Annotated in this window: 29 protein-coding genes and 1 pseudogene; 16 read left to right on the top strand and 14 right to left on the bottom strand. The window is 62.3% G+C overall.

What is annotated here, in order from left to right; genetic code table 11:
* Positions 1–2: 2 nt before the first annotated feature.
* Complete coding sequence (locus ACYVK3_RS15540) at positions 3–329, bottom strand: YciI family protein (protein ID WP_460498246.1); 327 nt, start codon at positions 327–329, stop codon at positions 3–5.
* A gap of 190 nt (positions 330–519) precedes the next feature.
* On the opposite strand from ACYVK3_RS15540, the gene ACYVK3_RS15535 reads away from it, so the two are divergent.
* Positions 520–843 carry a DUF3817 domain-containing protein gene (locus ACYVK3_RS15535; RefSeq protein WP_460498245.1) on the top strand — a complete coding sequence of 108 codons (324 nt, stop codon included), beginning with the start codon at positions 520–522 and terminating at the stop codon, positions 841–843.
* Between the two features lie 21 nt (positions 844–864).
* Here the strand turns inward: ACYVK3_RS15535 and ACYVK3_RS15530 are convergent, their stop codons facing one another.
* Both ACYVK3_RS15530 and ACYVK3_RS15525 read right to left on the bottom strand, forming a co-directional pair.
* A complete protein-coding gene (locus ACYVK3_RS15530) occupies positions 865–1,527 on the bottom strand; it encodes a DUF4386 domain-containing protein (protein ID WP_460498244.1) in 663 nt (220 codons plus the stop codon).
* Positions 1,528–1,642: 115 nt separating this feature from the next.
* Entirely contained in the window at positions 1,643–1,969 is a 327-nt protein-coding gene (locus ACYVK3_RS15525; protein WP_460498243.1) for a MoaF-related domain-containing protein, read from the bottom strand.
* A gap of 479 nt (positions 1,970–2,448) precedes the next feature.
* On the opposite strand from ACYVK3_RS15525, the gene ACYVK3_RS15520 reads away from it, so the two are divergent.
* Positions 2,449–3,366 carry a cyclase family protein gene (locus ACYVK3_RS15520; protein ID WP_460498242.1) on the top strand — a complete coding sequence of 306 codons (918 nt, stop codon included), beginning with the start codon at positions 2,449–2,451 and terminating at the stop codon, positions 3,364–3,366.
* Here the strand turns inward: ACYVK3_RS15520 and ACYVK3_RS15515 are convergent, their stop codons facing one another.
* The 3 genes from ACYVK3_RS15515 to ACYVK3_RS15505 form a co-directional block, all read right to left on the bottom strand.
* The gene (locus ACYVK3_RS15515) at positions 3,367–3,897 is read right to left on the bottom strand and encodes a hypothetical protein (protein WP_460498241.1); all 531 of its coding nucleotides are present in this window, start codon (positions 3,895–3,897) and stop codon (positions 3,367–3,369) included.
* A gap of 68 nt (positions 3,898–3,965) precedes the next feature.
* Positions 3,966–5,183 (bottom strand): NADH:flavin oxidoreductase/NADH oxidase family protein, encoded by a 1,218-nt coding sequence (locus ACYVK3_RS15510; protein WP_460498240.1) that lies wholly within the window; start codon positions 5,181–5,183, stop codon positions 3,966–3,968.
* Between the two features lie 51 nt (positions 5,184–5,234).
* A complete protein-coding gene (locus ACYVK3_RS15505; protein ID WP_460498239.1) occupies positions 5,235–5,666 on the bottom strand; it encodes a MarR family winged helix-turn-helix transcriptional regulator in 432 nt (143 codons plus the stop codon).
* Between the two features lie 176 nt (positions 5,667–5,842).
* Between ACYVK3_RS15505 and ACYVK3_RS15500 the strand changes: the two genes are divergently transcribed.
* Positions 5,843–6,310: a very short patch repair endonuclease gene (locus ACYVK3_RS15500; protein WP_460498238.1), complete on the top strand. Its 468-nt coding sequence runs from the start codon at positions 5,843–5,845 to the stop codon at positions 6,308–6,310.
* A gap of 20 nt (positions 6,311–6,330) precedes the next feature.
* Here the strand turns inward: ACYVK3_RS15500 and ACYVK3_RS15495 are convergent, their stop codons facing one another.
* The 3 genes from ACYVK3_RS15495 to ACYVK3_RS15485 are packed head-to-tail and all read right to left on the bottom strand — an operon-like array spanning position 6,331 to position 10,415.
* Positions 6,331–7,191 carry a protein NO VEIN domain-containing protein gene (locus tag ACYVK3_RS15495; RefSeq protein ID WP_460498237.1) on the bottom strand — a complete coding sequence of 287 codons (861 nt, stop codon included), beginning with the start codon at positions 7,189–7,191 and terminating at the stop codon, positions 6,331–6,333.
* Positions 7,175–8,995 carry a DEAD/DEAH box helicase gene (locus tag ACYVK3_RS15490; RefSeq protein WP_460498236.1) on the bottom strand — a complete coding sequence of 607 codons (1,821 nt, stop codon included), beginning with the start codon at positions 8,993–8,995 and terminating at the stop codon, positions 7,175–7,177. The genes ACYVK3_RS15495 and ACYVK3_RS15490 overlap by 17 nt, the downstream gene beginning before the upstream one ends.
* Before the next feature lie 10 nt (positions 8,996–9,005).
* The gene (locus ACYVK3_RS15485) at positions 9,006–10,415 is read right to left on the bottom strand and encodes a ParB N-terminal domain-containing protein (RefSeq protein WP_460498235.1); all 1,410 of its coding nucleotides are present in this window, start codon (positions 10,413–10,415) and stop codon (positions 9,006–9,008) included.
* A gap of 103 nt (positions 10,416–10,518) precedes the next feature.
* Here ACYVK3_RS15485 and ACYVK3_RS15480 point away from each other — a divergent pair, with 103 nt between their 5' ends.
* Positions 10,519–11,217 (top strand): hypothetical protein, encoded by a 699-nt coding sequence (locus tag ACYVK3_RS15480; RefSeq protein WP_460498234.1) that lies wholly within the window; start codon positions 10,519–10,521, stop codon positions 11,215–11,217.
* Between the two features lie 215 nt (positions 11,218–11,432).
* Positions 11,433–12,740: a DNA cytosine methyltransferase gene (locus ACYVK3_RS15475; RefSeq protein ID WP_460498233.1), complete on the top strand. Its 1,308-nt coding sequence runs from the start codon at positions 11,433–11,435 to the stop codon at positions 12,738–12,740.
* A gap of 709 nt (positions 12,741–13,449) precedes the next feature.
* Here the strand turns inward: ACYVK3_RS15475 and ACYVK3_RS15470 are convergent.
* Complete coding sequence (locus ACYVK3_RS15470; protein ID WP_460498232.1) at positions 13,450–14,604, bottom strand: hypothetical protein; 1,155 nt, start codon at positions 14,602–14,604, stop codon at positions 13,450–13,452.
* Positions 14,601–15,242, bottom strand: coding sequence for a DUF4365 domain-containing protein (locus ACYVK3_RS15465; protein ID WP_460498231.1), 642 nt, complete (start codon positions 15,240–15,242; stop codon positions 14,601–14,603). Before ACYVK3_RS15465 ends, ACYVK3_RS15470 begins: the two co-directional genes overlap by 4 nt.
* 93 nt (positions 15,243–15,335) lie before the next feature.
* Between ACYVK3_RS15465 and ACYVK3_RS15460 the strand changes: the two genes are divergently transcribed.
* Positions 15,336–15,512 (top strand): hypothetical protein, encoded by a 177-nt coding sequence (locus ACYVK3_RS15460; protein WP_460498230.1) that lies wholly within the window; start codon positions 15,336–15,338, stop codon positions 15,510–15,512.
* Positions 15,513–15,963: 451 nt separating this feature from the next.
* Here the strand turns inward: ACYVK3_RS15460 and ACYVK3_RS15455 are convergent, their stop codons facing one another.
* Positions 15,964–17,253 carry a PIN domain-containing protein gene (locus ACYVK3_RS15455; RefSeq protein WP_460498229.1) on the bottom strand — a complete coding sequence of 430 codons (1,290 nt, stop codon included), beginning with the start codon at positions 17,251–17,253 and terminating at the stop codon, positions 15,964–15,966.
* A 165-nt stretch (positions 17,254–17,418) separates the two neighbouring features.
* Between ACYVK3_RS15455 and ACYVK3_RS15450 the strand changes: the two genes are divergently transcribed.
* Together ACYVK3_RS15450 and ACYVK3_RS15445 are read left to right on the top strand one after the other, a co-directional pair.
* A complete protein-coding gene (locus ACYVK3_RS15450) occupies positions 17,419–18,042 on the top strand; it encodes a hypothetical protein (RefSeq protein ID WP_460498228.1) in 624 nt (207 codons plus the stop codon).
* Positions 18,043–18,044: 2 nt separating this feature from the next.
* Positions 18,045–19,058: pseudogene (locus ACYVK3_RS15445) on the top strand (helix-turn-helix domain-containing protein); the annotation flags it as partial.
* A 373-nt stretch (positions 19,059–19,431) separates the two neighbouring features.
* Here ACYVK3_RS15445 and ACYVK3_RS15440 read toward each other — a convergent pair.
* Positions 19,432–19,902, bottom strand: coding sequence for an NUDIX hydrolase (locus tag ACYVK3_RS15440; protein WP_460498227.1), 471 nt, complete (start codon positions 19,900–19,902; stop codon positions 19,432–19,434).
* 18 nt (positions 19,903–19,920) lie between these two features.
* The gene (locus ACYVK3_RS15435; RefSeq protein WP_460498226.1) at positions 19,921–20,808 is read right to left on the bottom strand and encodes a helix-turn-helix domain-containing protein; all 888 of its coding nucleotides are present in this window, start codon (positions 20,806–20,808) and stop codon (positions 19,921–19,923) included.
* A 217-nt stretch (positions 20,809–21,025) separates the two neighbouring features.
* On the opposite strand from ACYVK3_RS15435, the gene ACYVK3_RS15430 reads away from it, so the two are divergent.
* The 8 genes from ACYVK3_RS15430 (at position 21,026) to ACYVK3_RS15395 (ending at position 26,100) form a co-directional block, all read left to right on the top strand.
* Complete coding sequence (locus tag ACYVK3_RS15430) at positions 21,026–21,307, top strand: hypothetical protein (RefSeq protein ID WP_460498225.1); 282 nt, start codon at positions 21,026–21,028, stop codon at positions 21,305–21,307.
* Positions 21,308–21,351: 44 nt separating this feature from the next.
* Complete coding sequence (locus ACYVK3_RS15425; protein WP_460498224.1) at positions 21,352–21,660, top strand: hypothetical protein; 309 nt, start codon at positions 21,352–21,354, stop codon at positions 21,658–21,660.
* A gap of 103 nt (positions 21,661–21,763) precedes the next feature.
* Positions 21,764–22,765: a hypothetical protein gene (locus ACYVK3_RS15420; protein WP_460498223.1), complete on the top strand. Its 1,002-nt coding sequence runs from the start codon at positions 21,764–21,766 to the stop codon at positions 22,763–22,765.
* A 112-nt stretch (positions 22,766–22,877) separates the two neighbouring features.
* On the top strand, positions 22,878–23,681 hold the full coding sequence (locus tag ACYVK3_RS15415) for an FtsK/SpoIIIE domain-containing protein (protein ID WP_460498222.1): 804 nt from the start codon (positions 22,878–22,880) through the stop codon (positions 23,679–23,681).
* Between the two features lie 510 nt (positions 23,682–24,191).
* Positions 24,192–24,566, top strand: coding sequence for a hypothetical protein (locus ACYVK3_RS15410; protein ID WP_460498221.1), 375 nt, complete (start codon positions 24,192–24,194; stop codon positions 24,564–24,566).
* Positions 24,567–24,662: 96 nt separating this feature from the next.
* Positions 24,663–25,046, top strand: coding sequence for an RRQRL motif-containing zinc-binding protein (locus ACYVK3_RS15405; RefSeq protein ID WP_460498220.1), 384 nt, complete (start codon positions 24,663–24,665; stop codon positions 25,044–25,046).
* Positions 25,043–25,366, top strand: a complete 324-nt coding sequence (locus tag ACYVK3_RS15400; protein WP_460498219.1) for a hypothetical protein — start codon at positions 25,043–25,045, stop codon at positions 25,364–25,366. The genes ACYVK3_RS15405 and ACYVK3_RS15400 overlap by 4 nt, the downstream gene beginning before the upstream one ends.
* A complete protein-coding gene (locus ACYVK3_RS15395) occupies positions 25,363–26,100 on the top strand; it encodes a DUF2637 domain-containing protein (RefSeq protein WP_460498218.1) in 738 nt (245 codons plus the stop codon). The genes ACYVK3_RS15400 and ACYVK3_RS15395 overlap by 4 nt, the downstream gene beginning before the upstream one ends.

Genomic DNA, 26,100 nt, shown 5'->3' with positions numbered 1-26,100 from the left:
CCTCAGCTGTCGCCGAGGAACTGGCGGATCTCGAGGAGACCGAACTTGGCGACCGGGTGCTTGGAGGCGATGTCGATCGCCTCCTCCATGCTCTGGCATTCGAGGATGTCGAAACCGGCGATGACCTCCTTGGTCTCCGCGAACGGGCCGTCGGTGACCAGCACCTCACCGTCGCGGACCCGGACGGTCGCGGCTTCGGCTAGCGGGCGCAGGGCGTCACCGAGGACGCGGGTGCCTCGCGCGTCGTTCTCCTCCACCCACGGTTCGACGGGCTCGGGCTCGGCGACCTCGACGTTCGGGTCCACGCAGACCAGCATCATGTACTTCATGGTTCCTCCTTGAAATGATCGTTCACCCCACCGACGAACGGGTCCAGCGAAATCGACACCCGATCCCCGAAGAATTTCCGCGCGGCCCGTGACGGCCGACATCACGGACGCCCGCGGCGCGGAGCACGGCGAAACGGGGCGCTTACGATGCGCTTCAGACCCGCCGCGACCACCCGATGCGAGGACCGCCATGATCGCCAATCCCGTCTTCCGCTACCGCATGCTGACCTTGGCCGAAGGCTGGTCCTTCGTGCTGCTGCTGGTCTTCGGCTCCCTGCTCAGCCGCGTCTCGGAGATCGACCTGGTGATGCCGCTGGGCATGCTCCACGGCGCGCTGTTCACGCTGCTGGTGCTGGCGACCTTGCTGATCCACCGCCGCCTCGGGTGGGGCATCGGAACGATCCTGCTCGCGCTGGTGGCGGCGGTGGTGCCGTTGGCGCCGTTCGTCTTCCACCGCTGGAAGCGCGAGCAGCTCCTCGAGGCCGAGAAAGCGGCCGAGCCGGCGAACGCCTGAACTCGGCCGCGTCCCTCGAGGTCAGGCCTCGATGGTGGTGCGCGTGCCCTTGATCAGGAGCCAGAGCATGAGCGCCAGCTCGCCGAAGAAGGTGTACAGCGCCAGGTCGAGTGAGTAGTCGCGGACCGCGATCGTGCCGATGCCGTCGACGAAGTAGCCGACGCCCGCGATGGCGAGCAGGACGCCGAAGATCTTCGCGATGAAGTCGGCCCGGTAGGCGAGCCAGCCGATCAGCAGCAGGTGGACGCCGAAGATGCCGAGGCCGATGTTCCAGACCGCGCCGAACTCGTCGATCGCGGCCATGACGGCCTCGGGCGTCTCCAACCGGTCGGCCGCCAGGGCGAGCTGGGCGATGCCCACCAGGAAGACCGCCGCGTAGGCGACCCTGAACCAGGCGGCCGTCATCGAGACGGTCCGGTCCACCGTCGCGAACAGCGAGTACAGCGCCGCCGCGACGATGACGTCCAGGATGACCACCAGGACCAGACAGGCGACGCCCCATCGGAACAGGCGCTCCGATGCGGCGATGTCGGCGGCGGTCCGCGCCGCGTCGCCCGGTGTGACCACGGATTCGACGGCCACGAAGTTGCCGAAGAACGCCAGGACGATCATCAGGAGCAGGGAAAGGCCCGCCGTGAGGCTGGCCGGGCGTAGGGAGCGGGCGGGGGAGTCGATGGCGGTCATCGGCGAACTCATTTCACACGAGAGGAAGGGTGACCTCTCGAATGTAAAACAACATTGACGTCATGTCAAATATCGTTGACTTACCGCGTAAGACCTCGCCCACCGCTTCGGTGCCTCAGTCGACCTCGGCGATGGTGCCCGTTCGGATCTCGGTGCGGCGCTCACCGCCCGCCTCATGCGTCGAGAAGACGTGCACGGTATTCGCCTTGAGGTTGACCGCCTGCGTGACGGACACGCCGCTGATCTCGTTCCAGGCCACCAGCCAGACGTCCGACGCCACTTCGGCCGTGTGCAGCCGGACGTCCTCCGAGCCCTGCTCCATCGGTCCGGCGATGGTCTCGTAATGCAGCGTCTTGCCGTCGGGCGAGTACGTGTGATGGAAGACCACCCCGTTGTCCATCTTGAGCTCATAGGTCTTGCCTGCAAGGGCGAGGCCGCTCATGTCGGACTCCTTTCCTCTACGCGCCACGCGTCCGTCACGCGCTGGCCGATACACCTCCAAGCTATGAGTTCCGTGCGTCGAGGACCTGGAAGTCCGAATACTCGCGATGGTCGAAATACGACTCGGGGGCTCCCGTCGTATTCGGCCACCACCTCCGTCCTCTCGGACGCGGCCGATCTGCGCGTGATCCGGGCTCGCAGATAGGGAGGCGTCCCCGTCGAAACGGAGCAGCCACTTCATCGCCTCGAAGGCCAGATCCCTCGCGAGGTGTTCGGCGGCCGAAGGCACTCCGCGGCGTCCTTGGTCTCGTGAGCTGTCGGTCGGTCTAGGCGCGTCCATCGCACCGTCCGTTCGCTCGGTCGCGCATCGACTACGCAGAGTCGTTCACTGACCTCATCGAAGCTACGGACGGGACCGACAATTCCTTCGCCGCAAGCCATGCTGGACCGCGACGGTGCTCAAAGCTAGAGTTGCGAGCGATGACTGAGTACCGAGTTTCCTTCGACGCCGCGATCGGCTTCCGCAACGGCGGCGGCATGACCACCGAGGGCTTCCGTCTGGACGTGCCCGGACCGAATCCGAGCGAGTCCGAGGTCGCCGACCTGCTCGTCCGCCATCTCGGACTGCTCATGGTCGAGCGCGTGGAGGTTCGGAACCTCGAGGTCTTCACCGAGGCGCACAAGGGTTCGCGCGGCGGCCCGTCCGACCCAGAACGGGCGCCCGTGTCCACCGAGCGCCGCCTCGTGGAGCTGAGCCACGTCATCACTCCCGGAATGACGACCTATCCCGGTCTGCCCGGACCCGAGATCACGCCGCACCTGACCCGCGAGGACTCCAGGGGCCACTACGCGCCCGGCACCGAGTTCGCCATCGACCGCATCAGCATGGTGGGCAATACCGGCACCTACCTGGACAGCCCGTTCCACCGCTACGCCGACGGCACCGACCTCGCCGGCCTCGATCTGTCCAAAGTCGCTGATCTCGCGGTCACGCTGATCGATCTGACCGGCAGCCGCTCGCGGGCGATCACCGCCGAGGCCGTGGCCGCCTACGACATCGAGGGCAGGGCGGTCCTCCTGTACACCGGCTGGGACCGGCACTGGGGTACGGAGCGGTATCTGAGCAACGAGGCCCCGTACCTCGACGAGCCAGGGGCCCGGCGGCTCGTCGAGGCCGGCGCGGCACTGGTCGGCATCGACAGCGTCAACATCGACGACACCTCCGGCACCGCCCGGCCGGCGCACTCGCTCCTGCTCGAGGCCGAGATCCCGGTGCTGGAGCACCTGACCGGGCTCGACCAGCTCCCCCTCACGGGCGCCCGGCTCCATGCCGCGCCGCCGCTGGTGCGCGACTTCGGCACCTTCCCGGTCCGCGCCTACGCCGTCATCGGCGAGTGATCACGAGGGAGTGTCCGCCCCGCCGGGCGGCTCGATCCAGTCGTCCTCGTCGGGGTCCTCGAAGCAGTCGGTGCTGACGGTGATGACGATCGTGGACCAGTCGGGCTGCCGCGCGGCACTGAACTGCGCCTCGTCGCTCTCGGCGCGGCTCACGGCGTAACCGCTCTGACCCCAGAAGATCCCGTCGTCGATATCGACGTAGCCCAGATCCTCGGTCCACAGCTCGTGGATGCGCATCAGCGCCGCGGTGGTCTCGTTCGTATCGAGCACGATCTGGTATCGCGCCACCGCGCGGTACTGGACCAGCTCCTCGTCATGGCAGGGGTGGTCGACCGTCTCGATGAACTCCGGCTCGGGAAGACCGGCGTTCGAGAACGCCGCTGAGGCCTCGGCCCCGAGCATCAGCACCTGGTCGAAGGCCTCCGCCTTCGGCTTCGTCGCCGCCACGCAACCAGCCAGCGTCACCGCGGCCAGGACGGCGACCGCCGAGATCCGCAGGGAAGACAAGCGAGAGACGTCGGAGTGGTCCATAGGCCGCAGCTTACGGAGCCCGCCCCGATCGATGATGAACCCTCAGGACCGACTGTGACCGGCGGCGTTCACAATGCCGAGTGCTCGCGTCGATACCTGGCCAGGTGGCGTGAGCGCCGGTAGCGGTCGACCAGGAGCGCGATGGCGGGTGGGCGGGGACGGGTGTCCTTCCCGCATCCGATGGCTTGCAGGCGTCCGGTGATCGCGGCCTGGATCGCTGCCGCGCGCAGGGCTTTCGACCGGATCATGGACCGTGGCGGCAGGACCGGCGCGTCCTCGCCGGCGAGCCAGCGCCTCGCGGCCTCGGGCTCCTGCGCCAGGGCGGTCGCGGCGCCGACGAGGGCGAATCCGCGTTCGACGACATGCTCCGCGACTCCGCCGCGACGGACGCCGCCGGTGAGCATCAGCGGCACCGAGACCTGGTCGACCAGGCGGCCGGCGAGGTCGAGGAAGTACGCCTCGCGGGCGAGCGTGCGGTGATCGGCGGGGTGGCCCGCCGTCGCCAGGGACTCGATGCTGCCGCCGGAGAGCTCCACGAAGTCGACCGAGCCGCCGAGCCATGCGATGACCTGCCGGGCGTCGTCGATGTCGAAGCCTCCGCGTTGGAAGTCGGCGGAGTTGAGTTTGACGGCGATGCCGAAGCTCGGGGAGACGCGCTCGCGCACGGCCTCGACGATCCGCAGCAGCAGGCGGGCCCGGTTCGGCAGCGGCCCGCCCCATTCGTCGTCGCGGCGGTTGACGAGGGGCGACAGGAACTGGGAGATGAGATAGCCGTGGGCCGCGTGGATCTCGACTCCGCCGAACCCGGCCTCCTCGGCGAGGAGGGCCGTCGTCGCGAACCGGTCGATCACGGTGTGGATGTCCGTGCTCGTCATCGGCGTCGGTGTGGGGTAAAGGGTGGAGAACGATCCGATTTGGATGTTCACCTCGGAGGGGGCGAGCGCGACGGAGCCCGTGTCGCGTTGGACGACGCGACCGGGATGGTTGATCTGCATCCAGACCGGGGTGTCGCCCGAGGCCGACGCCCATCGCCTGAACGAATCCAGGTCGCTCGCGGTGTCGAGCACGATATCGCCCGGTTGCGCCATCGCGCGGCGGTCGACCATCACGTGGCCGGTGATGATGAGGCCGGTCCCTCCCTCGCCCCATCGGCGATAGAGCTCGACGATGCGCCCGTCGGGCCGCTGGCCCGCGCCCGCGAGCTGCTCTTCCATGGCGGCCTTGACGGTACGGTTCCGCAGTGTGGTTCCGCTGCGCAAGGTGAGCGGACTGTCGAGCGTCGACATGCAGACTCCTTCAAGTGTTGAACTACTTGAGAGAGTACTGCAATACTTGAACTATTTCGCTCGGTCCCCGTCACCGACCTCCACGAGCCGCGAGAGAGTGTCGGCGAGCGCGCGCAGGTCCGCGGGCGACAGCGCGGCGAACGGCGTCTGGGCCAGGGCGGCATCGACCACCTGGGCGCGCGCCCGTTCGCCGTCCGCCGTCAAGGCGAGCACGTGCGATCGGCCGTCCCGCGGGTCCCGCCGCCGCTTCGCGTAGCCGCGGTCCTCAAGCTGCTTCGCGATGAACGTCAGGTTGGAGGCGTTGCAGTGCAGGCGCTGCGCCACCGCGCCCATCGGCGGAGCCGGCTGGTCCGGGTCGATCGCCCAGAGCGCTTGCGCGGTCTGATGGGTGAGCCTGAGCCGGCTCAGCACCGGCTCCACCCTCGTGTTCGTGATCATCGAGATCTCGTGAACAGCGCGCACCACGCTCAACAGATCGTCCATGCGTCCCATTGTCGATCACGGCCGAGCCCGGCGGCGGCCACCGGCACCCCGACCTCGCGGATCGTTCCGCATCGGCCTCAACCGGTGATGGGCGCCCCGAGGTGGCGGGTTGACGGGCCGCACTCCTGAGAACGGCTCGATCCGCCAGGTCCGAGGGAAGCTCGTACACTGCACTCGTGGGGAGTGATTCGACGGAGCAGAGGCCCTGGACTGCACCGCACGGCTCGTGGGCGTCGTCTCCCGGGAACCGGAAGAGCATGTTGGGCAACCGCAACCGGGATACACGCCCTGAGCTCGCGATCAGGCGCCTCGTGCACGCCTCAGGCCTGCGGTACCGAGTTGCGGCGAAGCCGCTTCCGGGAATGAGGCGAACTGCCGATCTGGTGTTTCGACCGACCAAGGTGGCTGTCTTCATCGACGGCTGCTTCTGGCACGGCTGCCCCGAGCACTTCCGCCCTCCGAAGACGAACCCGGAGTACTGGCGGGAGAAGATATCGCGGAACAAGCGCCGCGATCTCGAAACTGACGAGCGTCTTTCTGCGGAGGGCTGGCTCGTGATGCGTTTCTGGGAGCATGAACATGCGGAGCATTGCGCCGGAGCCATCAGCGAGGCTGTGGCGGCCAGGCGATCCGCTCCTGGCTAGACCAATGGCAGGAAGGCGCGCTAGCCGCTCCATGGGACTTCGCCAGTGACTATTGGGTCGCCGGGGTCGGACACTAGCTCGCCGGCAAGGGACGGCATTCCGGGATCGAGTTCGCTCGGCGGCACTTCCAAGCGGAAGGACTCCCACCGCCCGTGTGCGCCTACATCTGCGGGCGCGTTGCGTGACAACCAGGTCCTCGGAACAGTACCGACCGCAAGGACCTGCAGCTGCTCGCCCAGTCGGACTGCCACTAGCTGCCAGTCCCGGTCCCGCTTCATCGTCTCGAATTCATGGCGGGAGAGGTAGACAGTGACCCTGTTACTTCTCGTTGTCGACTTGACCTCGATATGGGACTGCGAAGACCTGCACTTGACGAGCAGGTCGAATCCGAGTCCATCACTGTATGCCGCGACGTGGTCGACGTCCGCCGTCGTCGCCGTCTCGATGAGTTTCGCCAGTCCGAGTTCCCCGGCGTCACCGATCCGTTTTCGTTCGGCAGTATCGACTTTCGCCCAAGTCGCCGCCACACAGGCGTAGGCCTCGCTGAAACCCAGGCCCAGTGCGTCCGCAGCTCTGATCGCGTCCGCAGGCAGCTCATCGGGTCCCCGAACAAGAAGGTCCGCATCCCTGAACCAAGTAGGGGCGTCATATAGAAGCGAGCGTTCGAGCACGGAGTATCGCGCATCGGCTCCATTCAACTGGCCTCTTAGCATCCCTGATTTTTCGAGCCAGTCGAAGGCGGTCTCATACTGTGTGGGCGTTATGTCGCTGAAGTCACTATGCGAAGTCAGGATCGCCCTGGACCTCGCCGCACCACTCGATGGCAGTAGTTCCAGCCAGCGAGTGGCAGCTCGAAGGATCGGCTCAGGCGGAATTGCCACGGAGGTGTCCCATCAGCGCCTGTATGTCCTTCGAATCGAGCCCTCCGCTCACTGGTTCGTCCTCTCCGAGGTCGCCGAGTTCACGTAGCGAGGGGTCGTCAAGGATTCCGCCCATGAATCGCAGCTTGTCGTCCAGGCGCTGCGCGACGACCTCGTCTATCGTTCCTTCTGAAGCGAGGACGGTGACATTCAACTGCGTTTCTGGAGGCAGCCCCAATCGGTGGATCCTGTCGAGGCTCTGCAGGAAGCGGCCGGCGGCGAAATCCCTGTCGATATAGACGGCGTCATGGCAGTCATGGTGGAGGCTTATGCCCTCCCCGAGCGTGGCGGGGTTCGAAAGGAGGACCTTGCAGTCGTCGTCGTGCCGGAACCTCTTGATCTGCTCCTCCCTGTCTTCGGTCCCCCCGTGCACGACCGCAGGAGAGAACCTTGCCATCATCCGCTCGAGGGTGTTCAAGCTCCTGATAAAGGTGGACCAGACTAGAGTCTTCCGGCCCTTCTCGGCATTGCTCGCGACGATATGGAGCGCTTCCGTGTATTTCGGTGACATCTCGTAGCTGGGGAGATCGCCCATCAATTGGAACAACGACGATTCGTCCGGCACCTCGAGCGGCGGCACCCGGTACTCGAGCGGCTCATACCTGGTGCTCCCGACCGACAGGAGCGCTGGGCTCGTCGCCGCCATCAGCAGGTAGACGATCGTCCGCCCCAGGCTCTGGAAATCAGATTCGTATCCTGCTGCGCGCGCGGAGAACTGCCCTGTCAGCGCGTCGTAGACCTCGCGATGCCTCGGAGGCATCGAAACCCATCGCACCTTGGGCTCCATCTGCGGGAGCTGAAGCTCCTTCTTCGTTGTCCGGGTGAACAGGGGCCTGAGCACCCTGCTCGCTTTCGCCAGGTCGCCGCCAGCGACAGCCTGGACGACAGTCCTGCGTCCGTAGCCAGGCCAGACGAACCCGAAGAGACTCTCAAGGTCGCGTGCGCCGTTCGGTGCAGGGGTGCCGGTGAGGATCAGTCTGCGGCGGGCGAGGGGACCCAACGCGAGGCAAGCGGCACCGTAGATCCCGTCCGCGCCGCGCTTCATCCGATGGGCCTCGTCCAGCAGCAGCATCGACGGAGTCTCGGCCAGCCACTGCCCGAGTTCGTTCACCGACCTGCTGAGCCGCTCGTAGTTGACGATGAGTGCCTCTGCGGCCGCGCCCGGGCGCCCGTCGAGCACCTCCATCCGAAGCGGCTCGGCAAGGCATTCCTCGTTCTCCTCGAACCAAGCCTCATACGAGGACTTGGGCCCTACCACGAGCAGGCGCTCAACGGCCCCCTGCCGACGGAGCGCCTGGAACACCGCGAGGCCCACCCGGGTCTTACCTGCTCCGGGGACCGAGAAGTTTGCGCCGTGGCGGAGCGACAGGAGCTTGGCGATGTCCCTTCGCTGGAACGGCGTCAGCGCACCTGTCCACTCTGGCCCCAGCAAGTGGGAGACTTCCGCTGGGTCGATCGAGTCGACCTCGTCGGAAGCGGAGTCAAGCCGTTTGGACACGCGCTGCGCATCAGACGTGGAGTCCGTGACGAGCGCCTTGAGCGCTGGAGCCCATTCGACCTCGGACTTGTCAGGCCAACTCGCGAGCGCCGCCAGATTTGCGAGCAGATCATCGAGCTCCACCTCGAGGGTGGTGGCCGACCGCTGAACGGAGCTGCTGAAGCGCAGCGCCAGGCGACGCAGGTCGTCCTCGCGGCCAGGGCGGGCCCGCAGCACCACGTGGGCCGTGTCATCACCGAACCCGAGTCGAAGGCTGTGCTCTGCCATCCCCGCCGCCCTAAACGTTGCGGGCCGAGTCCAGCAGCCACTCGACGCCGTCACCAGGCGTGTCGAAGGCTCTCGCTGCGTGCTTGGCAAGACGCGAGAGTTGGTCCCTAAGCACAATCAGCGCGTCGTCGAATGCGTCCTCGTCAAGGACGCCTTTCGCCTTCGCCTCTGCGAATTCTGCTTCGCATTGGCGGATGTAGTCGGCAGCGTCCGCGATTCGGTCGGGCACTGCAACCTGGCGTTTCCTGAGCTGTTCATTCTGCCCCGCCAGCTTGGCGGCCGTGGCGAAGACTTCGTTGGCCTTGGCCATCCGCTCGCGCGCACCGTTCACGGCCCCCGGCTCAGCGCCGGGGGACTTGGTGGCGGCAAGGTCTCGCAAGACCTGATCGGTCAGGCTTCGCACCTTCTTGACTTGCGAAGAGTCTCCCAGCACCTGGACCCCGTCAAGTCCCGGAATTGCGACGCCCTCGGCAGGCTCGTCGGCTGGCCTGAGATCTTCGGGAAGGCTGTGGGCGAGGTAGCGGTCGTAGAAGTCCGGCTCGACCAGCCGCATGGAGGTCTTGGGGAAACTCAGGAAGAGCGCTGCGAGCCGGGACTCCTTCAACTGCTCTGCCTCGTCGGGATTGCTCTTGGCGAGTTTGCTGTAATCGCGCTGGAGTTCTCTGAGTTTCTCCTGGTGGTCCTCGAAGTCGATCAGGCGGAGGCTCCCGCCGTCCGGGGTCTCGCTCCGCTCGATCACGTCGACGATCATCTTGTACACCTGGCGGTCGAGTTGGAGGGTCTTCACCTTGATGTTGAAGTCCTTCGCGACGTCGTCCTCCTTCCGCCCTTTCTTGAGCTCGTCCTCGATGGCCATGAGCTGGTTGATGTACGAGTACTCCCGGCGCTTGTCGCGGCGGAGCTGGATCCTCAGCTCGACGTTGTTGACGTCGTCGTGAGAGGTGTCCTCTGGGAGGACTCCGACGCGGATGTATTCCTTCCCCAGGTCCTTCAGCGCTGCGCAGCGGGTGTTCCCGTCGACGAGGACGCCATCGGGCGTGATGATGCCCGGCTCTCGCTGGTCGAAGGCTTCAAGCTCCTCCTTGAGCGCCAGGTAGTCGGGGTCGACCTTGTCCGGGTCGGAGGGCTTGCACCGGAGCAGGTGGTGGAGGTAGTCCTGCGCCTCCTCGCCCCACGGGTCCGCGTCCAGGACGGCGTCCCTCTTCGGATCGAGCGTGCGCTGCGCACGTACTCGGTGTGTGTCGGGATTGAAGTACAGAAGGTTGACCGGCACTGCGATCACATAGAGGTGCTTCTCCTCGCCACCGCGCCACGGGACCGTAATCTTGGCGCCGTCCTCTTGTTTGGCCTGCTTCTGGCGTTCTTCGGCGATCGCACGGATCTTGTCGCCCTGCGCCGGCCGCCCCAGCTCTGCTCGCATGACCCCTCCATGGGACACGGAATTCCTTCTGCTTCATGACATCATGTCAGGTGATGGCGACAGCCCGCCGAACACCTCGCCCCCGGATGAAACGGAGCAGCGTATGTCAGAACCGGCCTGGAACGACCCAGAGCTCAAATCCAATGCCGGCACTATGGTGCGCTGCGCACTGTGGCTCAAGCAGGTCATCGGCGAAGGCAATACCTTCACCAAGCAGCAGGTCCAGAGCGCATTCCCAGGCGTCACCCAAGCGGACCGGCGAGTCCGAGACCTCAGGAGCTACGGGTGGGTGATACACACCAACACTCAGGACGCGACACTCTCGATGGAGGAGCAGCGCCTCGTGCGCATCGGCGTCCCCGTCTGGGATAAGAAAGCCAGGACCGCCGCCTCGAAAACGAAGGCGCTCAGCGAAAAGGTTCGTCAGGAGACACTCGCCAACGACGGGTACATGTGCAGGGCCTGCGGGATCACAGGCGGAGAGTCCTACCCTGACGATCCTGTGCGCAGTGCCGTACTCTCGGTTGCGAACCGGGAAGTCGCACAGAGCGACGGGACTGTCGCCACCATGCCCGTCACGCTCTGCAAACGCTGCCTGACCGGGGCTAGGGGAAGCCGTGTGCGCATGGACAAGGCCTTGGAGATTGTCGACCGCCTTGACTCGGCCCAAAGGTCCGAGCTCGCCGAGTGGATCCGCATGGACCGTCGCCGCTGGACAGACCTCGAGCGGGTATGGAGCGCTTACTGCGCGCTCCCCTCAGAGGCCAGGGCGGTCGTCGAATCGAAGATCGAGCAGCCGTAGAATCCGGCAGTAGCAGACCGCCTTCAATCGCGGATGGTGATGTCACAGGGGTAGCCGCTCCGCAAAGGTTGTCGGCTGTTCCGACTACACTGCAGCAGACCCGTCCACGCCAGGAAGACGGGCATAAACACGCAAACTAGGCACTGATTACGTGCCGGACATGCTCCGACGGACGCGGGAAGGCGTTAGCGCCCGTGGGTCTAGAGAGGTTGCCCATGCCAGCATCAGGATCGAGACGGCGACTCGAGGTCGTCGAGATCTGCGCTGGAGCCGGCGGGCAGTCGCTCGGGCTCGAAAAGGCCGGGTTCAACCACCGGCTGGCCATCGAGCTCGACTCCAACGCGGCCACGACGCTCCGGCAGAATCTTCCGAACGGCGACGAAGTAGTCCGCGTCGGCGATGTCGCTGCTGCTGAGACCTGGAGACCCGAGGACTACGAGGGGATCGATTTGCTCGCTGGCGGGGTCCCTTGTCCGCCGTTCAGCATCGCAGGCAAGCAGCTGGGCGCGCACGACGAGCGCGACCTCTTCGCATGGGCGGTCGAGCTTTCGGACCGTGTCAAGCCCAGAGCCCTTATGCTCGAGAACGTCAGAGGGCTGAGCGGGAACCGGTTCTCGGCCTATCGGCAGCACGTCCTCGACAGGCTCCACGACTACGGATACATAGCCGAGTGGCGACTGCTCCACGCCAGCGACTACGGGGTCTCCCAGTTGAGGCCGCGGTTTGTGCTGGTCGCGCTCCAAGAGGAGTACGCACCGTACTTCACCTGGCCCAAACCGCTCTCGAAGGAGCCGCCGACTGTAGGCGAACTCCTCAAAGAGCTCATGGCCGCGAACGGCTGGGAGCTTGAACGCGTGGAGAAATGGGCAACCGCCGCGAACAGCATCGCGCCGACGATCGTCGGCGGTTCGAAACGGCACGGCGGAGCAGACCTTGGCCCGACAAGAGCTAAGCAGGCGTGGTCGCTTCTGGGAGTTGACGCCATGGGCGTCGCGGACGCGGCTCCGGGCCCCGGATGGGAGGCGCCCGAGGGCGCGCCGGGGCCACGCTTGACCAATGCGATGGTCGCGCGGATCCAGGGGTGGATCGGGGAGTTCTCCAGATGGGAGTTCCACGGCAAAAAAACCTCTGTGTACCGCCAGATAGGCAACGCCTTCCCGCCACCGGTCGCGAAGGCCCTCGGAACGGCGATCCGAAAGGCACTGGCGAAGACCGGTCAGCCGAAGGAGCTAATCGAGTCGACCGACACCGTCCACGACCCTGTGTACCGAATTCTCCGAACTGCGAACAGGGCGCTGACACCTCTCCAGATCGAGGAGCGTCTGCGACGGATAGGCGCGCACCTGGACCTCGCCGAGATCGAGAGGCATATCAACCATCTGGGCCGCGACTTCAAGGTGGAGATGGAGCAGCGATCGAGCGGGGCGTGGGCCTACAAGCTCGAAGGGTTCGAAGCGTTCATCGGGCAGCTGGACCACCAGCGCCACGGCAGGTTCGCAGAGCACCAGTCCCGGATCAGCTGAACCGAGAGGCTGACCCGGCTATATGGCCCTTGTGCTCCGCATGGAGGGCTGAATCGGGTTGACCATGGCCGTCGCCGATCCCCAGCCGGGTCTGTCATCCAGGAACCGGAGATCAGTCCGGGCCACCTCCTCCGGACCTCCTTCCAGGGCACGTCTGGGGCTCGAATCTGCGCGGCATCCTCACCCGAACCGACCGGGACCGGATTGGAATCCCCGTATGCGAACGCACGGCATACGTCTTCGAAGTCTGCGGCTCGCCCGGCTTCAATCCGAAGACTGGCCGCCGCCGTTGTCCCAACTGCCATTAGTTGTGGTCATTCGAGATTCACGGCAACCGCTTCGTCCAACGACTGGCACGACTGATCGCGCTCGATCCCGACTTCCACCGCATCCAGCACATCGGCCTCGCCGACTCAACGACAAGATGCACCTGTCCGCAGCAAACTCAGAGAAGTGAACGGTTGGAACCACGAACAGGTGCAGTCAGCTTTGAAACAACGCCGGTGAGATCTACCACCGACGAGCGGCTTTCAGTGGGACCTCGATCTGTTACTGCTCCAAGCCAAGTTCCAAATCGACGACTTCCGAAGGCTACTCATTCCCGCTGCGGCGCGGGACAGGCTGGAGAACTCCTTCCACCATCGCTGGCCTCATCTGCAGACGAAGGGCGGGCTGCTATCACGGCTCGTCCTTCCGGTTCGCCAGGACGTCAGGATTGAGAACTGTTCCGCAGAATTTCGAGATCGTTAATCCCGAGCCTCAATTCCATGCGGCGTTTCATCCATGTCAGCTCGCCGCTTGCGCGAACTTGCAAACCCTGTCGCTGAGCTTCGTAGGCACGGTGATAGTCCGCATCATCCACAATCACCCAGAGAGCACCGCGCCTTCGCGATCCTTTAAGGAGACGGTCACCAACAATCTTAACCCGTGGGTATTCACCAGGCCGTCGTTCAAGGGATTCAACCTTACCTTCAATTGTGGCGCTGCCCGTGCGAGCCAATTCCTCAAGCTCACCCCTGAACTTGTAGACCTCCCCGACTATCGCCGCAGTAAAGGAAACCTCGGTATCAGGTTTCGAAATTCGACTTGCAAACCCTGACACAAACTCAATTTCGAACGGGCGATCATGATCGGGTCCACCAAGGTCCGCCAGGGCCTTGCAAGCATTCACTGAGACGCGCAGCTCAGTAGGGTCAGCTATGTCGCCACCCTCCAATCGCTCCCGAGCTATCTTATTTACCGCCACGATCTCTCTACGAAGTTCCTGAGCGGCAAGGAGGTTCGAAATATCTGCAATCTCTTCACTTGATTCACGATCAGATGGTTGAGGAGATTGACTCGAAATTTCATGGAGCAGATTCATACGGGTCATGAAAACATAGCTTCCGGGTTTCGTCGGCAAGAGCTCAACATCCTCCAAGAAGCGACTCACCACTTTAGGACGGGCCCCCTGATACTGTAGCTGATCTCCCTCAGCAACTCTCCTACCCGCATTCTTGATGAGATCGTGAATTGCTTGCAGCGATTTGAAACCGCCGTCGAGAGAGATGATCCCCGGTTCAGAAGGTGGGTGAGTCCTGAAAATCTGCATATCTGTGCTGGGATTAGCGAGTTCATCCAGCACTTCCGATACATCCCGCTCCTCCCACTTGGCGAGCTTGTGTATCGCTTCTACGACAAGTTCATCGTCGTCACTGAATACCCTCGCCGGAGGGACCAGCAATCGCATCGCAGTGTCAGATTTCCCAGAACCTGCGGCCTGCCAAATGATAGCGCCGCGCCGTGTTCCTTGCCGTGACCAGTTCCGACGCTCAAGATACGAGTTAAGGGTCTCAGGTTCGATGGAGGCAAGCTCATCGCTCATACGATCTCCTCCTGAGCCAAACCACGTGCGCATAGCCCCCGCATAGCAGCCGGGGTCAACAGGTTACACTTTGGGACCGACACAGTCCGCTTGGTTTTGGGATCAACACCAGTCACTGGCGCCAGATCCTCGAATGAGGCCCAGTACGCTTCAATTTCTGCAACTTGGATGCCGGCAGCCTCCCTGACGTACGCCCCCGGGTTCTCAGGTGCTATCACCAGTGCCAGATACCTTGGGACGCGGTGCGGCCCCACGAGATGATTTATGTCCCTCACCTCTAGGCGGTATCGCAAATCCCCGTTCTTCTCAGCTACCACACGGGTGGCCTTGGTCTTGAACCTGGCTTCAGGGATGTCTCCTTCAAGGTCGTTAACACCGGCCACCTGAAGATCCCACCCGACATCCATCTCGGGCTTGGTCCCGGTCAAGCCTGCCGAGGCTACGATGAACTTCACCACTGCCTCGCCGTAATTCCCCTGCCAGTTGTTGTGGGGCAAGGTCCAAGAGAGGTCAAGCGGTGAACCGCTTGCCGGAGGGAAGCTCAGAGCAACATCCTTCCCATCGTTGTAGTCTCCACGGAGCCAACGAAGTCTGAAAATTCCTATCAGAACAATATCCTGCATGCCCAGAGTGAGCACACAGGCATACTGTCACTCGTCTGGATGTATTCCCGTGGCCGGACGAGCGGGTAGGCCTGATGGTCGCCGCCGAACTGGGCGACGACGAGGGGCGTGCTGATTGCCGATGAGAAGGATCTTCCAGCACGGTTCGGCGTCGGTGGGGCCTCTCGGCCCAACCCCTGGGGGGCCGGGCATCTGGAGAACTGTCAGACGATCGCGAACGCCGTCTTCGGCAACGGGAGCCTGGAGACCTGGATGGACTTCAGGCACTACCTGCCCAAAGTGTAGGCAGCCGATGCCGCCCGACGCGCCACGGCCGCAGTGCCAGAGTCAGTCTCAGGCCTCGACATCCGCGGCGTCCACGCCGCCACCGGCGAACTGATCCGCCACCTCACCCTCGACCCAGACCGCGACTACCAGCCCACCGGCCGACCCAAAGGACCCACACGTTGAAAACGACAAACGGCCCGAACCTTCGCAGGTTCGGACCGTTTCCTATGTCCTGATACATCACATTGGTCGGGTTGACAGGATTTGAACCTGCGACCCCCTCGTCCCGAACTATCGGCATGGGGGTTGTTGGGAGCCAACGAAGGGGCATCGAGGCCGGTCAGAGCCAATCCGAGATATTCTCGTTCGCTGCGGTTGCTGTACTTTGCTGCTGTACACCCCAAGTCTGGGACCGCTGAGGGCCTTGAACCAGTGTCTGCGAAGGGTCCCGAAGCTGTGACAGCCGGCGCTATCTACCTTCGTCCTCCAAGAGGTCGAGCTCCTCAACTAGTGGCATCAGGTCCTCATGCAGACGAAACCCAGATGCCCACCCAGGGTTTGGTGATTTGTCATCATATTCAGCAAAGAGAACCTCAACCGCGTCCTCAGGAATTCGACCGCTTTCTCGCAAGTCGGTACTGATGCGCGAAATTGGTCGTGTGAATCCTTTAAGAGTTCTCGTTGAAGGAAATCCCGAAATCTCGTAAACCCGATCCCGACTCACGACGCCCTCAGTATATGCAGCTTCATGAATGACAGCCTCCTGATCGTTCCATCCTTCTTCAATGAGCTGTTGAAGGAGGTACTCCAAGGCAGCTAGATTCCATCCGCCAAATTGCATTTCTGCTTGAATTCTACTGACTCGCGCAATTTCTTTGACCGTCTTCTCACTTACGTCAAGTTTGAACGCTTCCTTTGCAAGATTCACTAGATTCTCAGGCCGCGTCATGAAGAGTCGCGCATTTGCATGCCTATTCAACTCCGAAATGAGTTCCTGGCGCGGTCCTCGAGTCTTCCCTTCATGCTTCCTCCACCAATCGTCCTTCGCGTCATCAGTTACGATAAGCAAGTTCTTGCGTCGCCGCTTAACCTCGTCGATTGCCTGCGTCCACACTAGAAAATCTCCCGCAGCACGTTCTCCGCCCTTAGCCTGGTCAAGATACCCTGGAGGCTGTCTGCGTTTAGCCCTAGCTTCGGATTCCTTCAACTTACCTTCGTATACGGACAGCTCGTATGGCATTCCAACTTTGCCCTCAAGCAGGTCAAGTAGTTGATTTAGTACTGGATCTTTAGCCGAATCGGCAGCATCCTGAAGACCAACTCCCTCGGCCACTTCTCGAATGACCTTGACAAAGGCCTCCGTCGAATCTGTCAAGCCGCTGAGGATTTCAGTGCTGCGCTCCTTCGGAAACCCGACTCTATTGACCCAGCTTCGAAAAGTTTGCTCGAGCTCATTAGCTTGCTTTTTAATATCCTTAATTGTCGATTCCGAGCTCTGTGGATCGCCCAAAACACTTTCACGATTTCGCCAGAACTCTTCGGCGACCTGGTGAGGCACCCAGAGACTCCCCTTAAGGGCTCGAAGAACTGAAAAGAGGCTATCTCTCGCTTCTTTGTCATACCGGTACAGATTGAGCAGAACATTAGTGTCGGGCACTACTATCCCGTCCTTCATGACGGAAATATAGTCTGCCCTGGTGGGGGTAAGAAACGCCTCGAAACCATCCCGAAGCCCCATAGTTTCACTTCGCTCAGCCATACCTTCATCATCTCAAACCTTGGCGCTGAGGGAGCAGCGGTCCCGCGATGCCCTCAGGCACAGGACCGAATTTGCGCGGGCAGCAGCCGAGGTGTCACACCCTTAGGTCATCCTCATGCCGGGGCACCTTGCGCCCCCGGCATGAGAGGCGGTATATTTCCTGGCATGATTTCGCATCTTTCATACGAGCAAGTGATCGAAGGCCTTGGAGACAAGGCAATCCTGGGCTTGCTGAAGGCCGTTGAAGACACCCGGCATGACTACCATGAGTACCGAACTGGTCACTCCCTCTGGGTCGTCGGACACGGGGAGGTCGGACTTGCCCTGTGGCTCCATGACCGCCTGTGGGATAACTGCCGGAAGGCATTCGACGACGTGGAAGGTGTCTCGCTCGACGATCGTGAGAACGGCCGACAAATCTGGGTCGGGAGCAAGTACGTCCTCCGCGCGAAGCGCCATCACAGAGACGGCTCGATCAGCGCCACAGAGAGGACCGGCACCGAGAGCTTCTGGACACAAAACTCCTCGGCCCTTCCCGAGCTGCGTGAGGTGAGGCTTGCTTTTGGTTACGTGTGGCGGCCGAAGACTCGCGAAGTCGGGGACACTGTTATCTCCATGCGAGATGGAATCGATAATCCGCTTTGGTATTCTCGATTGGAAGCAGAAGGCGAGAACCAGTTCTCAGGCGAGGTCATGCAATTCCCGACAGGAACAACTACCGAGCCCATCGCGCCAGTTATCGAATTTGAAGCTGGTGGGGAGCAGGTGTCCGGGCAGGAGGAAGTTTAAAAATGTCATATCTCGGTGAGGCCATTACCACAGCACGCCGAGCTCTTGGAATTACTCAAGCCGAATTGGCATCCAGAGCGGGAGTTACTCAGGCCGCACTTTCTCGATACGAGACTGATCAGAGGATCCCCGATCCTGAAGTTCTGACGCAACTCGCGGAAGCCCTTCAGGTTACTGAGCAATTTCTCAAGAGCTCAAGCCAGCTCCGCGGCGCAATGGCGATCGATGCACATATGCGACGTCACGCTACCGCAAAGCCTGGGATCTGGAGAAAGCTTGAAGCGAAACTAAATATGTACCGAATGCACACCCGTCTCCTCGCCGAAGAAGTCACGGTTCGGTCTAACCTGCACATCGCTCGATTCGACCCCGTTGAGGTAGATCCTAGTGAAGCTGCACGTCTTACTAGAATGCATTGGAAGATGCCAATCGGTTCTGTGCGCTCCCTGATTCGATGGCTGGAATCTGCCGGATGTATAGTTATTGAGGAAGATTTTGAAACCTCACGAGTATCGGGACTTTCGCAGTGGATCGAAGATATTCCTATCGTTCTAATTAACTCGCGCATTCCTACATGTCGCAAAAGATTGACCCTGGCGCATGAACTCGGCCATCTTTGCCTGCACTCGGATTTCGTCTCGCAAGAACTTGAATCCGAAGCCAATACATTTGCGGCCGAATTTCTTATGCCTAAAGAATTGATTCGGTTTCAGCTGAAGAATCTAACAATTGGAAAGCTTGTGGATCTCAAGAGAGAATGGGGTGTTTCCATGGCCGCTCTCATCGAGCGGGCCTACGAGCTAGAGCAAGTCAACGTTCGACAACGCACCAACTTGTATAAGAGCTTGAGCGCACGTGGTTGGCGTATCCAGGAGCCCGGAAGCGATGAAATCCCTCCTGAGCATCCGCAATTGCCAAATGCAATCGGAAATGCCATGAAACAACGTGGTCTCACCATGGACGAGATATCTGCGATAGCGGGATTCGCACCGAGTATTCTGCATCCGTTTAGGCCAACTCATACCTCTGAGAGCCGAGGCCTTCGAGTCGTTAGGTTAATTGCTGGAGGACGGGTTCATTGGCCGGGGGCGGGCGCGCGATACGCTGGACCGGCGACTGGTCGGCCCGCAGGGACCGACCGCAACCGACCAGGCCCGCGCGCCCGCCGGGGCCCCCGGCCAAGGGTTCCGGCCGGAACTTTCGCACTCCTCTCTCAAGGCGTCCTTCGTGTGGCGCCGGCGAGGACCGCCCGCAGCTCCGCGAGGACGGACCGCAGCCGGCGCACGCGGCCGCAAGGCCGCCTTGAAGATGTATAGAAAGTTCTCACAGACCCTTAGTCGGGCTCGGCGACATGGTGTGTTGCGATCCGAGGAATGGAAGCGCCAGCGATCATTCCAGGTAGGGCTTTGCGAGGTGCTCAAAACCGTGGGTGATTCTGCGCCTCATCCCGTCGTTTACCGGTAGCTGGGGCAGCTCATCCTGTCCAAACCACTGAACTGCCGTTGATTCGCTGCTCGTGGCGATCTCGCCGTCGATGACCGAGGCGCGGAAACTCAAAGCGAACTGCTGGCGCACCTCGCCGTCGCTGTACTCGATGAGGTGGTTGGGGTTCGTGTAGATGCCGATAAGGCCGGTGATCTCGATGTCGAGCCCGGTTTCTTCCTTGGCCTCGCGTACCGCGGTTTCCTCGATCGTTTCGCCGAGGTCGTGGCCTCCTCCAGGTAGTGCCCAGTCGCCGTTGTCAGAGCGACGGATCAGCAGGACTTGCCCGTCATCGTTCTCGATGAAGGCCACTGCTGAGGGCACGACACTGTTTGGAGGAGGCGCAAGCGGATCGTTGATGTGGTCGATGCGGGTCACTTGGCCCCTCCTTCGGTCTTAGCTGTTCGTAGTCCAGGGTCGGGCACCGTCCCAGAGGAATTCCAGGTGCTCCATGTAGCGCTGGAACGGCCCGTCATCTCCAAGCTTCTTGAGGTGCAGGGTCAACCAGTTGTGCCCCAGCTCGTTGCCGATGCTCTCGCAGGTGAGCGCTTCGCGGTCGAATTGAAACACCGACCGCAGGGCGTGTGCCTCGGCGTTCCGCTCGGAAAAGCGAACCTCCAGGTTCTTCTCCGACTTCAGGTCTTCCAAGGCGTTCAGCGTCATGTTGATGCGGCTGCTCAAGGACATCGGTGCGTTCTCGACCTGTTCACGGTGGCGCGTGACCTCGCTGTCCGGGTCACCGAGGAGTACTCGGACACGGACGCCGGCTGCGAGCTTGGCCCTGATGGTCTGGTCGAATGTCGGGTGCTGGGTCCAGAAGAAGTAGTTGGTGTACCCAGCCAACGTGATTTCAGTGCGCGCCGAACCGATGAGACGCTGCCAGACGCTATCGGAGACCTCCGAGCGCCGGCCGTAGACGTCGACGATCTCGCGCGTGGACTTGCGCCGGACCCGCTGGGCAAGCTCGGTGATCAGGGCTTCGTCAGTCAGCAATGCCGGATCAGTGTAGTGACGAAGTTCCTCCAGGTCGGCATCTCCAGGCACCCAGAAGCCCAGCCTTCGCCGAACTTCCAGCAGCGGGATGTCGAGAACTTCAGCGATCTTCTTGGTCAGCTCCTCGGGGACCTCGTACTGTCCGCGCTCGTACGAGGACACGCGGACCTGTCCGATGCCGAGCATCTGCGCGAACGCCGTGCCGCTCCATCCTCGTGCCTCGCGTTCGGTTCTGAGCCAGTCTCCGGCGCTGACCAGCCGTTCCTTTCGGTCGTGTTCTTCAGTAGCCATGCTTCTAGTCTCTCACTTCTGACGCTTACCCGACAGACCTCGGTCTATCAGCTCATATTTCCCACAATATGAGAAGCCTGTAGACAGCTATGCGCTATGCGTCTAACGTTAGACGCATCAACTCAGACGGTCTGAGTTAAAGCCCTTCGGGGCGACGGAACAACGAACGAGAGGAAAGCTGATGAGGCTTTTGGTTGACACCTCTGAGGTGGCCTTCATGGTCACCAAGGCTTCGGTGCCGAAGGAATACAAGGGTGAGCAGCAGACCGACAAGGACGGCGCTCCGAAGTGGGTGACCGCCGTGCTGGCGCTGGAGCAGGGCAACGAAGACGACGACGGCCAGATCATCCGGGTGGTGACCGCTGGGGAGAAGCCGAAATTCACCAAAACCCAGCAGGTCATCCCGGTCGGCCTTGAAGCCGTCCCCTGGGAGAAGAACGGCAACCACGGCATCTCTTACCGCGCGATCGAACTCAAGGACGCGAAGGCTGCGAAGTAACCACCGGTTCCGGTCTCGGAACCTCTCTCGAAAGGATCTCTGCCATGCAGGAATTCCCGATGTACGCGACGACCAGTGTCCATCTGCGGACGGATACGGCAACCGACGCGAGGGTGTATCCCTCGGGTGACGGTTCGCTCAAGGTCGGCTCGTGGGATCACGACAACTTCGAGGTCGTATTCCACGGCAGCGCCACAATGCTCCGCCGGCTGGCGGAGGAATTCCACAAGGCCGCCGATGCGATCGAGCGGGATGGCGAGCGTCAACGGGCGCTTGACAACGCTCCGCGTCGTCGGACGAAGTTCGTCGCCGAACCGGTGACGGATGGGGAAGAGATGCACATCGCCGCTTAGAGCGGCACTCGGGGAACCGGTTCGTACTTGGCGGTTCAGACCGGTTCCCCGGCATTCAGTTCACAGAAACCTTTGCCCCTTGGGGCGGAAAGGTGGTTCTGCCATGCGTTCTCATGGTAGCAAATCTGCTGGTCGCGGGCGCTCGGGTGCTCGTGCGGCTCAGACGCTTATCGACCAGTTCGAGAAGGATTCGGCGCTGCGTCGCGCCAAGATCGTTGCGGTCCTGGCCGCTGTCGTGACCGGCGTGATGGCGCTGATGGTCACTATCGCGTTCCTGCCGGCCGGTGAAGCCCTCGTGGCTTCGCTGATCGTGGCCGCTGTCGCGGGTGTGGTTGCTGCTGGCGTTTCGCTGGTGTGGCCGGTGCTGCGCGTTGCCTGGCACTGGGCCGGCGAGCTCGTGCTCGCTTCGGTGATCGTGGGCGTCTATGCCGCTCTTGCGGTGTGGCTCGCTCCGATCTGGGGCCTGGTCGCCGTTGGCGTCCTGGTCGGCCTGCCGTGGGTCTTCGGGCCTGTGCGGCGGTTTTTGATCCGGTGGGGCTGGTGCATGGTCACCCGTCACCGCCTCCGGGTCGCCTGCGATGCCTTCATGGAAGGCAAGGGCGTTCGCGGTGCGGTCATGCCGCTGATCCTCATCGCTCGTCCGACCGAGTCGGGAGAACGGGTGTGGCTGTGGCTGCGCGGTGACTTGACCTTGAAGGACATCGAAGATCGGCTCCCTGAGCTGGCTTCGGTGTGCTGGGCCAACGCCGCCGATGCTCGCAAGGCCGGCCAGAAGGCCAGCTTCGTGGTCATCGATCTGCACCGTCGCGACATCCTCGCTGAGGACGTGCCGATGCCGGTTAAGGCGATGCTCGACGGGGTCGACCCCGACTCCTACAAGGGTATCGACGCTCAGGACATCGACGCCGAAGGCGAAGACGTGACAGCCGACCCTGAGCTGGTCGCCAAGGTTGAGGCAATGCTCAACCCGCGCCGTTCAGGCGAGCGGAAGCCGCGTCAGTCCAAGGCCGACAAGGCCGGCAAGTCCGACACCACTGCCGCTGTGCGGCGTGACAACGAGGGACCCGACGAAGGGGATGGCGACTACATCCCCGAGTTCGTCTAATCCCGATCACGAGACTCCCCTTTCGCTGGGGCTGCTCAAGGCCGGAAGGGCGGGGTGTTCCTGCCTCGTCCTTCCCGCCGAAACTCATTGATTCCCTTTGGAGGTAAGCACTATGAACATCGCTATCGGACCCAACATGTCCATCATGGACGAATACTTCTTGGGCAAGTACGCCACCGGCGAGCCGGTGAAACTGTCCCTGGCATACAAGAACCTGCTCGGCGGGGGCGAGCCGGGCTCGGGCAAGTCCGGTCTTGAGAACACGATCATCGCCCAAGTGGCGCTCAGCATCGACACGGCCTTGATCGGCTTCGACGGCAAGCTCGTTGAACTGATGGCCTGGCGCGACGCCATGGATGTCTTCGTTGGCCCTGAAATGCGCAAGGCCCTGCACACGCTCGTCTGGCTTCAGCAGGAAATGGACGCCCGCTACGGGCTGATGTCCCAGCGGCGAGTCCGCAAGCACGTGCCGACACCCTCTGACCCGGTCTACGTGGTGGCACTCGATGAACTGGCCTACTTCACGTCCGTGGCTGGCACTGAGGCTGAACAGAAGCTGTTCTCCACGCTGCTGCGCGACATCGTCGCTCGCGGCCGTGCCGCCGGCATCGTCGTCCTGGCCTTCACACAGCGGGCCTCCTGGGACATCGTCCCCACGGCGCTGCGGGACCTGTTCGCCTACCGGTGGACCGGTCGCGCGACCACGCCCGGTTCTTCGGATGTGGCGCTCGGCGCCGGCTGGGCCGAACGCGGCTACAACGCGATGGACCTCGACCCGACCAAACCGGGTGACTCGTTCCTCCTGGCCGAAGGCGCACTCCCCAGGCGGATGCGCGTGGCCTGGATGTCCGATGCCGAGGTCGCTCAGGTCGCCAACTTCGCCGCGCAACTGCGAGGCCGGGCACTGGTGGCCTAGACCGAGTGCCGTCAAGCCGGGCTTGACACCTCTTGACGGCACTCCGGGCGAACGGTTCAACCGGGGTTCGATTCCCCGGCGTCCACGACGCAAGGAACGCCAAGCGAAAGGCATTAAGGCCAGTACTGCGTCCAGCCGATGAGGCTATTTCAAGAGAGGAATGAAGATGAAGGTCTTGATCCGCACGATGAGTGGAAATGAAATCACGGCAACTGTCCCTGCCACACAGTGGGACTTCGTGTGCAAGGAGCTCCGGGAATACCCGACGATCGAGTTCACCTCAGACAACGGTCTGATCGTCCTGCGAACCGAACACATTGAGTCGGTTCAGATTCAGGAATCGTAATCAAGCCTTGGCCCATGGGGTCAAGTGGTAGAGCGATCGGCAACCTTCGGGGTTCGAGGCCCCGACGCTCACGACACAGGAAAGCCACACCGATAGGCAATAGGGCCAGTACTGCGTCAAAAGCCGATAAGGCCATGAACACGAAATGACGAATTGAGGCACTGATGAAACACGTCACGCTGACCTACCTCGATGGCACGGAAGAGGCATTCCCGACCACCAATGCCAATGCCGCATCGATGGTCGATCGATTCTGCAATGGCGGTCAGCTCTTGGTTGAGCAATTCGAATGCCACTTCGAGGTCGAAACCGTGTGGTTCGAACGGGCCGAATGCAAATCCGTGTCCGCCGATGACATCGACCAAATCGAAGTTGTCCGAGTCGACGCGTTCGATGACGACGGCACCACCAGCATCCGCGTTTCGGAACCGGCCGCCGAAGAGGTGGGAAAGTCCGAGGAGAACAAGGCCGACACTGCAAGCCCTAAAGAGTATGACCTGCGTGCAGCTTCGCTGTACTTCGGCAGGCTCCTCACCTGATCAGTAGTGGTAGAGCGATTGGCAACCTTCGGGGTTCGAGGCCCCGACGCTCACGCGGTAATTGACAACGAATGTGAATGAAAGGAGGAGTGTGCAATGTTCCGTGCCGAATACGACGATCCGGACGGCAGCCGTTATGGCTTGCCGACCTATAACTACCGCCACGCACCGGGCGGACTGTACACCCGCCGACAACTCGCCGCTGTTGGGCTCACGCCTGGGCGGCAACCGAAAGCAGCACAGATCATCTGGCGACGCGGCAAGCGAATCGCCTACCTGTACCGCCGAGACCTGGCACAGCCCAAGCGGCCGGCCACCCCCGCACAGTTGCGGGCATTGATGAAAGCGTGGGTCGCACTGTCGACCTGCCCGACCTGCAACACCGAATACGACTACTACATCTCGAAACGCTACGGCGAATGCCTTGCATGCTACGAGGCAAATGTGGGCCATGCCGTTGAATCGAGCGTGGCCCAATGATCGATACAGGATTCTTCGATGCCTTCCAAAAGTCATTGCCGCTCCACGCGGTCACGCGGATTGATGCACAACCGCCCTGGGTGACTGATCTTGAGAAGCATCGCTTCTTCTGCCGTATGTGCCGTGAGCACTTCACCGGAAATGAACTCGCCGAAGACGACCGCCACGTTTACGTGTCGGTGCCATGCCCCGGATGGGAACTGGTCGAATGCGTCGCCTGCGGCGAGACAACCGTGCCAACGGTCGAACACTCAAAGAAATGCGACTACTGCAACGGATTGCAGTGGTGGCAAGTCCGTGAACTCAAGGAGGTCCTGTGACCGTACAAGAACAGCACGCACCGCGTGCGACCGAACCGGAAACGGCACCTGCCGTATCCCAGAACACGACCACTGAACCGCCGAAATGGCGGCGCCTGTGGAGCAAAGGGCAGCAGCCCAAGCGCACACCGAAAGCCCGGAAAACACCGAAGGGCAAGCAGCCGTCGCAGCGGCGGCAATCGCGGCAAAAACCGCAACCGCAACTGTTGACCTCGCAGCGTCGGGGCGCATCGGCGGTCTCGTGGCTCGCCTTCGGGCTGGGCATCATCGTCTCCGTCGCGGCCAACATCGGCCACATCTGGTTCGTCACCCGGCCTGAGGCCGAAGCGATGATCTCGGCAATGGTGTTCGCCGGATTCTGGCCGATCGCCCTGGCGGTCGCCGTCGAGGTGCTCTCGCGCGTGAGCTGGCCGGGATACCTCAAGTGGCCCGGCATCGCCGGAACCGCTGCGGTCGGCACGGTCGCCCTGGTGGTGTCCTACCGGCACATGAACGGGCTGCTGCTGCACTTCGGGGAATCCGATCTGTCGGCAGCACTCGGCCCGATCGGGGTCGACGGCCTGTTGATCGTCGGCGGCTTCGCCATCCTCGCGATCGGCGAAACCAATCGTTCGAGCCGAACACGGCAGCACGATCATCAAGCAACCGACGACCTGGCCGCCGCTACTACCACTGATGAACCCGAGGCGTCGAACACCTTCGTCGGCTTCGGCGACTTCGGTGAAGGTCGGTGA

This window comes from Glycomyces tarimensis (assembly GCF_054776215.1).
The sequence above is the reverse complement of the archived record's forward strand: the minus strand, read 5'-3'. Positions and strand labels throughout refer to the sequence as shown.

What these genes read in the sequence shown, in the direction of transcription:
- ACYVK3_RS15485 (WP_460498235.1), bottom strand. Translation starts at nt 10,415, where the DNA reads ATGCGAGCAGAGCTGGGGCGGCCGGCGCAGGGCGACAAGATCCGTGCG.
- ACYVK3_RS15400 (WP_460498219.1), top strand. Translation starts at nt 25,043, where the DNA reads ATGATCGATACAGGATTCTTCGATGCCTTCCAAAAGTCATTGCCGCTC.
- ACYVK3_RS15405 (WP_460498220.1), top strand. Translation starts at nt 24,663, where the DNA reads ATGTTCCGTGCCGAATACGACGATCCGGACGGCAGCCGTTATGGCTTG.
- ACYVK3_RS15505 (WP_460498239.1), bottom strand. Translation starts at nt 5,666, where the DNA reads ATGGACGATCTGTTGAGCGTGGTGCGCGCTGTTCACGAGATCTCGATG.
- ACYVK3_RS15525 (WP_460498243.1), bottom strand. Translation starts at nt 1,969, where the DNA reads ATGAGCGGCCTCGCCCTTGCAGGCAAGACCTATGAGCTCAAGATGGAC.
- ACYVK3_RS15530 (WP_460498244.1), bottom strand. Translation starts at nt 1,527, where the DNA reads ATGACCGCCATCGACTCCCCCGCCCGCTCCCTACGCCCGGCCAGCCTC.
- ACYVK3_RS15520 (WP_460498242.1), top strand. Translation starts at nt 2,449, where the DNA reads ATGACTGAGTACCGAGTTTCCTTCGACGCCGCGATCGGCTTCCGCAAC.
- ACYVK3_RS15455 (WP_460498229.1), bottom strand. Translation starts at nt 17,253, where the DNA reads ATGGCTGAGCGAAGTGAAACTATGGGGCTTCGGGATGGTTTCGAGGCG.
- ACYVK3_RS15480 (WP_460498234.1), top strand. Translation starts at nt 10,519, where the DNA reads ATGTCAGAACCGGCCTGGAACGACCCAGAGCTCAAATCCAATGCCGGC.
- ACYVK3_RS15435 (WP_460498226.1), bottom strand. Translation starts at nt 20,808, where the DNA reads ATGGCTACTGAAGAACACGACCGAAAGGAACGGCTGGTCAGCGCCGGA.
- ACYVK3_RS15450 (WP_460498228.1), top strand. Translation starts at nt 17,419, where the DNA reads ATGATTTCGCATCTTTCATACGAGCAAGTGATCGAAGGCCTTGGAGAC.
- ACYVK3_RS15540 (WP_460498246.1), bottom strand. Translation starts at nt 329, where the DNA reads ATGAAGTACATGATGCTGGTCTGCGTGGACCCGAACGTCGAGGTCGCC.
- ACYVK3_RS15410 (WP_460498221.1), top strand. Translation starts at nt 24,192, where the DNA reads ATGAAACACGTCACGCTGACCTACCTCGATGGCACGGAAGAGGCATTC.
- ACYVK3_RS15430 (WP_460498225.1), top strand. Translation starts at nt 21,026, where the DNA reads ATGGTCACCAAGGCTTCGGTGCCGAAGGAATACAAGGGTGAGCAGCAG.
- ACYVK3_RS15420 (WP_460498223.1), top strand. Translation starts at nt 21,764, where the DNA reads ATGCGTTCTCATGGTAGCAAATCTGCTGGTCGCGGGCGCTCGGGTGCT.
- ACYVK3_RS15535 (WP_460498245.1), top strand. Translation starts at nt 520, where the DNA reads ATGATCGCCAATCCCGTCTTCCGCTACCGCATGCTGACCTTGGCCGAA.
- ACYVK3_RS15490 (WP_460498236.1), bottom strand. Translation starts at nt 8,995, where the DNA reads ATGGCAGAGCACAGCCTTCGACTCGGGTTCGGTGATGACACGGCCCAC.
- ACYVK3_RS15475 (WP_460498233.1), top strand. Translation starts at nt 11,433, where the DNA reads ATGCCAGCATCAGGATCGAGACGGCGACTCGAGGTCGTCGAGATCTGC.
- ACYVK3_RS15415 (WP_460498222.1), top strand. Translation starts at nt 22,878, where the DNA reads ATGAACATCGCTATCGGACCCAACATGTCCATCATGGACGAATACTTC.
- ACYVK3_RS15510 (WP_460498240.1), bottom strand. Translation starts at nt 5,183, where the DNA reads ATGTCGACGCTCGACAGTCCGCTCACCTTGCGCAGCGGAACCACACTG.
- ACYVK3_RS15470 (WP_460498232.1), bottom strand. Translation starts at nt 14,604, where the DNA reads ATGAGCGATGAGCTTGCCTCCATCGAACCTGAGACCCTTAACTCGTAT.
- ACYVK3_RS15425 (WP_460498224.1), top strand. Translation starts at nt 21,352, where the DNA reads ATGCAGGAATTCCCGATGTACGCGACGACCAGTGTCCATCTGCGGACG.
- ACYVK3_RS15515 (WP_460498241.1), bottom strand. Translation starts at nt 3,897, where the DNA reads ATGGACCACTCCGACGTCTCTCGCTTGTCTTCCCTGCGGATCTCGGCG.